Origin of the sequence: Flavobacterium sp., from assembly GCF_003525665.1 — a bacterium.
Lineage (GTDB): Bacteria > Bacteroidota > Bacteroidia > Flavobacteriales > Flavobacteriaceae > Flavobacterium.
Window position 1 is genome coordinate 1 of record NZ_DQDX01000127.1, and the last position, 5,350, is coordinate 5,350.

Annotated in this window: 6 protein-coding genes; all 6 read right to left on the reverse strand. The window is 31.6% G+C overall.

What is annotated here, in order from left to right; translation table 11 throughout:
- Nucleotides 1–24 precede the first annotated feature (24 nt).
- Nucleotides 25–327 (reverse strand): hypothetical protein, encoded by a 303-nt coding sequence (locus tag DIU01_RS09080; protein WP_290833689.1) that lies wholly within the window; start codon nucleotides 325–327, stop codon nucleotides 25–27.
- 67 nt (nucleotides 328–394) lie between these two features.
- Nucleotides 395–2,590, reverse strand: a complete 2,196-nt coding sequence (locus tag DIU01_RS09085) for a von Willebrand factor type A domain-containing protein (RefSeq protein WP_290833691.1) — start codon at nucleotides 2,588–2,590, stop codon at nucleotides 395–397.
- Between the two features lie 249 nt (nucleotides 2,591–2,839).
- Nucleotides 2,840–3,451 (reverse strand): TonB-dependent receptor plug domain-containing protein, encoded by a 612-nt coding sequence (locus DIU01_RS09090; protein ID WP_290833692.1) that lies wholly within the window; start codon nucleotides 3,449–3,451, stop codon nucleotides 2,840–2,842.
- 30 nt (nucleotides 3,452–3,481) lie between these two features.
- On the reverse strand, nucleotides 3,482–4,435 hold the full coding sequence (locus DIU01_RS09095; RefSeq protein WP_290833694.1) for a hypothetical protein: 954 nt from the start codon (nucleotides 4,433–4,435) through the stop codon (nucleotides 3,482–3,484).
- A 2-nt stretch (nucleotides 4,436–4,437) separates the two neighbouring features.
- A complete protein-coding gene (locus DIU01_RS09100; protein WP_290833696.1) occupies nucleotides 4,438–4,938 on the reverse strand; it encodes a sigma-70 family RNA polymerase sigma factor in 501 nt (166 codons plus the stop codon).
- 89 nt (nucleotides 4,939–5,027) lie between these two features.
- Nucleotides 5,028–5,350: hypothetical protein (locus DIU01_RS09105; protein ID WP_290833698.1), on the reverse strand; the 323-nt coding region annotated here is incomplete at its 5' end.

A 5,350-nucleotide genomic window follows, 5' to 3' on the forward strand; every position in this document is an offset into this window, starting at 1 on the left:
TTTCTTTTTTTTTTTATTTTATATTTAAAAATATTTTTTTTTTATATTTTTTTTTTTTTTTTTTTTTTTAAAAACATTTTTTTTTTTTTCTTCTTTATTTCTAAAAATGAATTCTAAGTAAATTTTATCACTGTTTTCTTTGGTTCTATAGTAGATTATCTTACTTAAATCAAACGAATGTAATTGTTCAATTGCATTGACTTTGTTAGAAAATAGATCAGAAAATAAATGGGTATTATATTTTACATGCATAAATTCTTTTTCTATTCTAATTTCCGTTCCGCTAATATTTGTATTCAAGAAAGTTGTTAATTCTGCTTCATTCATGATTTCTTGCGAATAGATATGAAGTGAAAATAGGAATAGAAGTGTTAGTATTTTTTTCATCTGAACTTTATCTTACGTTTTCCACTAATCTTAAAAATTCTGCTCTGTATCCATCGGTGTCATTTACAACTCCTTCGGTTGCTAGTGCTAAAATATCTTCTTGTGATTTATTGATTACTAATTTAGAATCTCGCAATTTCAAACCTAACCAAGCTACAGACGAACTAAATTTGAAATCGGCAGATGATTCTTCTAGTTTCACAGATTTATTAGAAATTATACTTGCCATTTCTATACTTTTATCGCCATCTGGTTTTTTATATCTAAATTTTATGGTTGCTAATTCAGGGTTCGAAATTTTCTCAATCGGTTCAGCAACAATGGTGTATTTTAAATCTGTAGGTTCTTCAAATAATTCACTTTTTACATTTCTCGGAATGATTTCGTACAATGCAGTTACGGTGTGTCCGCTTCCTAATTCTCCTGCATCGATGGCATCATTTTTAAAATCTTCTGCACGCAATTTTCTGTTTTCATATCCAATTAATCTATAAGCTTGAACATGAGCAGGATTGAACTCAATTTGAATTTTCACATCTTTTGCAATGGCAAACATCGATCCTTTAAATTCTTTACCCAAGAAACGATTGGCTTCTTGAATGTTGTCGATGTAGGCGTAATTTCCATTTCCTTTATCGGCTAAAGTTTCTAGTTTGCTGTCTTTATAATTTCCCATTCCGTAACCCAAACAAGTTAAGAAAACGCCCGATTTTCTTTTTTCTTCAATCATTCGTTGCATGTCATTATCAGAAGAAGCGCCAACATTAAAATCGCCATCGGTTGCAAGAATGACTCTATTGTTTCCTTCTTTTATATAGTTTTCTTCTGCTGTTTTGTAGGCTAATTGAATTCCGGCGCCACCAGCAGTGCTTCCTCCAGATTGTAATTTTTCTAATGCATCAATTATTGTGTTTTTTTGATCTCCAGATGTTGATGGTAAAACCAATCCTGCTGCACCAGCATAAACCACAATGGCAACTTTATCTTCTTTGCGTAATTGGTTTACAAGAACTTTTAAAGATTGTTTTAAAAGCGGTAACTTATTTTCGTCACTCATCGAGCCAGAAACATCAATTAGAAATACTAAATTGGATGCCGGTAAGTTTTTAGATTCAATAGTTTTTCCTTGCAAGCCAATTCGAACCAATTTATTGTCAGAATTCCAAGGACAATCGCTGTACTCTGTATTGATTGAAAATGGATTATCTCTAACAGGTTGTGGGTATTTGTATTTGAAAAAGTTAACCATTTCTTCAACTCTTACAGCATCTTTTGGAACTTTTTGTCCGTTGTTTATAAACCTACGAACATTGGTGTAAGAAGCATTATCAACGTCAATCGAGAATGTAGAAAGAGGCGAAGATTTCGGGCTTTCGAAAACATTTTCTACAAAAGATTCATAATCTTCATAGTTTACAGCTACTTTCGGAATATCTTTAATAATTGGTTTTTTTTGTACAATTGGATTTTTTTCGTCAGTTTCTAATTTGGTTTTAACCACAATAACGCCGTTTGCTCCATTTACTCCATAAAGTGCCGCACCTTGCGCTCCTTTTATAACATTTACCTGATCAATAAATTCGGGTTCTAATTTTTGGAATTCATCCATCGTTGCAATTTTGTAATCAATTACAATCAAAGCCTCGTTGTTGCCAGTAACGCTTCTGTTACCTCTAAGCACGATTCTTGTAGTTGGTTTTGTTCCATTATTGGTGTTGTTTATTTGAAGTCCGGATACCTTTCCAACAAGAGAACTTGGAGCCGACAAAGGTCTTGCGTTTTCATCAATAAAAGCTTTTCCTACATAACCATTTGGATTTGCCGATTGAGTTAGTTCTTGAGGATTTGTTTTAACTTTTCTTCTTTTAGATATGCCCATTGAACCAGTTACCAAGACTTCATCTAATACCTTTTTACTAGATTGTAATTTAACATTAATAACATTATTTGCACCAACCACTTTTGATTGATCTTCCAATCCAATAAAGCTATAAACCAAAGTTTCTCCAACAGATGCTTTAATTGAATATTTACCGTCAATGTCTGTAGCGACGCCACGAGTTGTTCCTTTTACTACTACGTTAGCTCCTGGAAGTGTTCCGCCTGCATCAGAAACTACTCCTGTAATTGTTTTTTCTTGTCCAAAACTTAGGAAAGAAATAAGCATAGTAATGGCTAATGAAAATGTCTTTAAATTTTTCATATATGTAAAATTTGATTTGTTAACGGTCATATATGGTATCGCCTTTTTATTTATTGGTGTTTGCTTGCGCAAACTTGTTGTTAATGGCGATTTCATAATATTGATTTTTAAGATTTATGTTTTTTTATTGCAATAGGATTAATCGGAGCAATCAGGCGCTTTCGGAAAAATAATAAAGTAGTAATCCTAAAGTTTTTTGCTAAATTTTGCTGTGATTTTTTCTTGCAAGGATAGCTTTTAGAAATGTTTCTATTTGGTATAGTTTACAACTACTTTAGGAGCATTTTCAATAATTGATTCGTTTTCCATGGTCAAATTATCTTCATCACATTCTTCTTTAGTTCTAACCATAATAACACCGTTAGCTCCGTTAGCTCCATAAAGTGCTGCACCTTGAACTCCTTTAATAACATATATCGAATCTACAGTTTCTGGAGCTAATGCTGTAAAAATGTCAGTTGTAGAAATTACATTATCGATTACGATTAAAGCTTCATTGTTGCCTGAAATCGAGCGATTACCTCTTATAATGATTCGTGAAGTTGGATTAACGCTATTATCTGTTGTGTTTATTTGTAATCCAGAAACTTTTCCTATCAAACTCTGAGCAATGTTTGGATTAGCGCATTGTGTCAATTCTTTCGATTTCACAATTTGAGTGGAATAAGTTTGTGCGTCTTTTTTCTTTACTATGCCCATTGCGCCTACAACATTGGCATCATTAAGGAGTTCATTTCGATTGGTTAAAACCTTTGATTTTTTGTTTTGATTTTCTTGTACTGTTTTGCTTGAATTTTGTCCAAAACTTAGGAAAGAAATAAGCATAGTAATGGCTAATGAAAATGGCTTTAAATTTTTCATAATATTGATTTTTAAGAGGTTATGTGTTTTTTAGTTCTTCTTTTTAACGGATGGTTTTCCGTTTTTTGTGGTTACAATTACAACGCCTTTTTTACCTTTTTCACCATAAATTGAGGTCGCTTTTTCGGGTTGTAACACAGTGAATGATTCTATTTCTTGCTTGTTCAAAGGCGAATATGGACTTGTAGGCTTTGGTCCAAACATTTCTAACTCGGTGTACTCAATTCCGTTGATAATGTATAATGGTTCTTTTAATTCTACTATAACATCAATGTCGTTATCCGGTAAATCTGAAAATTTCTTATCGGTTAATTTATCATCGACAATTACTATTGGATCTAATTTTTTTGGTTTTAATTCTTTCTTTGCAGCTGCATCTTTAATCATTTTTTCAATTTCAGAAGATTTTTGGGCTTCTTTATACTCAACACCGCGCGATTCAAATTTTGGACTTCCCATCCAAGTTCCAGAATTATTTGAGGAAGCAGGATTTAAATAACTTTTACTTGGTGCAGATTCTGGAATTAAATCTTTACTTACTTCTAAATAACCATTTTCAGATTTTTTTGTTTCTTCAACAGATTCTGCTGTTGCAACAGTATTTGGCTTTTTTATTTGTTCTTCAAGAATTTCTGCAGCGTTTTCTTTTATACTCGGATTAATTTCGTCGCTTTGAACTAGTGCATTTTGGTTTTCTAAAGTACTTTCAATTATCGGTTTGATTGAATCTTTTGTTACAACTTCGTTTTGTGGAACAACTACAACTTCATCCGATTTCATAAATTGATAGCCAATAGAAACAACTAGTAAGATTGAAGCGGCAATCATTAATTTTTTCCAATTGTTGTTGTGTTTCTTTTCTACTTTGGTGTCGAGTTTTGCATCAATACGCGACCAAACTTTTTCCATTCCTGGAAAATCTTGGTTTTCTGCATTTTCCGCAGCCGATTTTATTTTGTTAAACAACGTATCTTTATTGTCCATGATTAATTCGATTTTTGATAATAATGATTGTTGACTAATTCTTTTAATTTGGTTTTAGCCACATTCAATTGTGATTTTGATGTTCCTTCTGATATCTTCAACATTTCTGAAATTTCTTTGTGTCCATAACCTTCAATCACAAATAAATTAAAAATTGTTTTGCATCCGTCAGGAATAAAATTAAGTAAATTGAGCAAATCTTCTTCTTCAAGATTGGTTTCTGGCAACGTTTCTGGTTGCAATTGAATACTCGCTTCCTCAATATATATGTTGAAATTTATATTTCTTTTTAATTGATGAAGGCATTGATTTACCGTTATTTTTCTTGCCCAAGCTTCAAAAGCGCCGAGTTCTTTGAGTTGTTCCATTTTTGTAAAAATAGTATAGAACGCATCGGCCAATACTTCTTCAATTTCTTCTTCCTTTTTTAAATACCGTTTGCAGGTGCGATACAACTTAGGCGACATGTATTCGTACACGTGTCGTTGCGCTTCGCGTTGCATTTTTCGGCAGTTAATTAATATGTTTTCGTTTATCACAAGTAAGGTCTTTAATGTATAGAGTACATTTTTTATAAAAAGGTTGGGAAGATCTATTTTTTATTTTTAATTATTTTATTTCTCAGAACCTTATCAGTAGTCAATATTATTATTTCTGTATCAATATTTTTTTCGTCTAATGCATTACTAAAAGAGCCAACTACATAATATTTAGAATTTGCATTACTTATCATTCCTTCTAGTGAAGTTAACTTATTATCACAGATGAATATTGATTTTCTAGTTCTTCCATCACATATTAATTTATGATTATTTTTAATTGATATAATTCCTCTGTTCGAATCTTCACCAAAGTATTCTTTCAAATGAGCATTGTTTTTTGGAATCACATTTATTGATGAAATATTGATATTTT